Annotated in this window: 3 protein-coding genes and 1 pseudogene; all 4 read right to left on the reverse strand. The window is 38.7% G+C overall.

Annotation, left to right across the window (positions count from 1 at the left end; genetic code table 11):
* Positions 1 to 402: 402 nt before the first annotated feature.
* The gene (locus tag ACQEXR_RS19905; RefSeq protein WP_427021006.1) at positions 403 to 837 is read right to left on the reverse strand and encodes a DUF2513 domain-containing protein; all 435 of its coding nucleotides are present in this window, start codon (positions 835 to 837) and stop codon (positions 403 to 405) included.
* Positions 838 to 864: 27 nt separating this feature from the next.
* The gene (locus ACQEXR_RS19910) at positions 865 to 1278 is read right to left on the reverse strand and encodes a hypothetical protein (RefSeq protein ID WP_427021007.1); all 414 of its coding nucleotides are present in this window, start codon (positions 1276 to 1278) and stop codon (positions 865 to 867) included.
* Positions 1279 to 1567: 289 nt separating this feature from the next.
* The gene (locus tag ACQEXR_RS19915) at positions 1568 to 1999 is read right to left on the reverse strand and encodes a hypothetical protein (RefSeq protein WP_331427183.1); all 432 of its coding nucleotides are present in this window, start codon (positions 1997 to 1999) and stop codon (positions 1568 to 1570) included.
* Positions 1977 to 2334: pseudogene (locus ACQEXR_RS19920) on the reverse strand (hypothetical protein); the annotation flags it as partial. The gene ACQEXR_RS19915 and the pseudogene ACQEXR_RS19920, both read right to left, overlap by 23 nt.

Below are 2334 nucleotides of genomic sequence, written 5' to 3' on the forward strand. Positions count from 1 at the left end.
AGTATATGATCACAGGTAATTGTGATCGTCAAATCGATCGTTCTAATTGTTCAAAAAACGTTCGCGATCTCGCCCTGGAAAGAACACCAGTTAAGTCTTTATCATCAAAGTTAAACTTTACCGTAAACTTGTAATTTTCAAAGAAGTTCAACGCCATTTTAGACATTGTTTTATCTCCACTTTTTTCTAATTAGTGTGGGATGTTTGAAGCAACTAGATAGGAACCTGTTTTACAAGAAATTAAGTTATCACTTCAGCACTAAGAACTGTACTGACTCGTTATAAGGCATAAACTGTTTAGATGTATAGCTCTCAATAACTTGTGTCAGATTAGGAAAGTAACTTTGAATCCTACAGATAAAAAGTGCGCTAAAATTAACCTATTTACATAATAATCTTTTGTTACTCCGCTGCTAGCAACTGATCTAATTTTTTCTTTGCGTAGTGCTCTAATAGTTTCTGCCCACCGTCAAAAATTGACTTGAACGGTGCATCTTTAAGCTCCGTCGCTAGTTTATTAAGTATCTCTTTATTAGTTAGCGATTTAGAAAAGTCATGACCTTTTTGAGTAAGGCGGAACTTCTTGTTTTGTGAACGATAACTGCCGTCACCATTGAGCAAGATACCAATTGTGGCTAAACCTAAATTGTCTCCGTTGACGTCACTTATAAGGCGACTGTCTAGCATGAGTTGAATATGAAACAAAAAACTTTCATCTAGCATGGGTGAACCAACTTCTATGCCAGCCAAATCAAACTCTTCTAGCCCCACCATTGCTGTGTCAGATTCAAGAAAAACAGAACACAACTTTGACATATATCCCAATTTTATCTGCATATTACCTCTTGTTTTATAAAGCCCTTTTTATAACTTTCTCAAGGAGTCCCCAAACTTTTCACGGATATCAGCTTCTTCAATTGAGTATTGATAGGCAACATAAAATGCTGCCGCAAACATAGCTAGAGCAGCCAAAAATGAAAAGCTTGCAACTAAAGCTAAGATTGCAACGATAAAAGATAGAAGGCTCCACGTATGAAACCGTTGAACGCCGACATAATCAGAATCCAACGCAGTACCTTTACCTGCCAGTTTGTTATTGAATGCGATATAAGCAATAACACTATTCAAACTTAGGCTCACCGCAAAGGAAAACGTCGATAATTCAAGAAAAAACGATTTGGAAACATCAACATTTCCGCTCAAAATAGCCATAAAGTAAGCGAAAGATGCCGCAGAAAAACCAGAACTCAACCAAATATAGCCGTCATATTTCTTCATTATTGTAAGTTTCACCCAGGGCTATAACACTCCATACCAAACTAAGTACATAGTCCACTATTAGTAAAAGTAGGTCAATTGATGACAAAAGAAGTGTGTCCTAAATCTTGGGCTAGCAAACAATGGGGCAATTTCGTGTTACATGCCCCGTCAGCACACATGTTATCACCAAGCAATTCTGTCGTTCGCTTAATTACCGAGGGAATTTGACGGCCTCTATTTTTGCGTATTCCTCTAAAGGATGTCCAAAGACTCGACGCCTTTAAAGCTAATTGACGAGTAAACCAACTCAATGCGTTGCTTTAATGTACATTAAATGAATCCCTGTCGGGGTTATCTTGGTTAAATCTCGGCTGTACACATAGCCATATTTTTCTAGTAAGTCGATTGAGTGATATGTCCATCCCGCAGCAAATGCTACGCCAACTAATGCAAAATAAAGGGCTATTTTATTAACTATTGATGTCCACCTTTCACCAATTACTGATCTTGCATTTCTCCCTGTATATAAACCAATGAAAGCGAATATAATAAGCAAAATCAGTGCTCCAAAACTGCCCAATGGAACCCAAAGCGATATTACCGACACTCTAACAATAGGTACCATGTCTAAAAGGTCCTGATAATCGCGCAATAAACCAGCACATATCCAACACCATACTGGTATAAATATAAAAAGCACACATAAAGCAGCAAATCTAACCTTCGCTTTCGATTGCATTCTCCACTCCCGTAACAACTTTTTTTGCGACATTAAACTCACCCCAAGCCCACTCAATAACCGCATAGGTAGCAAAGACAACCACTGCTCCAATTATCACATGTCCAGATAGGGTTGCAGCCACCCATAATGCAGCTTCGCCAGCCCCAAATTGGACCAGGGCTTTGAACATATCAGAACCAACATTCCCAAACCAGTTCACAAGGTGATAATCATCCTTGAACACTAAATCACTAGTTGCAATACTGGCCGACACGACAAACGTTAAGACTCCTGCCCCTTTAAAATTCGCGGCTCTTGATTTTGGGCTAAAGCCAGCTTGCATTGCTTTAAAT

It is taken from the genome of Vibrio sp. TRT 2004, assembly GCF_050113735.1.
GTDB lineage: Bacteria > Pseudomonadota > Gammaproteobacteria > Enterobacterales > Vibrionaceae > Vibrio.

Coding starts and splice junctions, on each gene's coding strand:
- ACQEXR_RS19905 (WP_427021006.1), bottom strand. CDS start 837: ATGCAGATAAAATTGGGATATATGTCAAAGTTGTGTTCTGTTTTTCTT.
- ACQEXR_RS19910 (WP_427021007.1), bottom strand. CDS start 1,278: ATGAAGAAATATGACGGCTATATTTGGTTGAGTTCTGGTTTTTCTGCG.
- ACQEXR_RS19915 (WP_331427183.1), bottom strand. CDS start 1,999: ATGCAATCGAAAGCGAAGGTTAGATTTGCTGCTTTATGTGTGCTTTTT.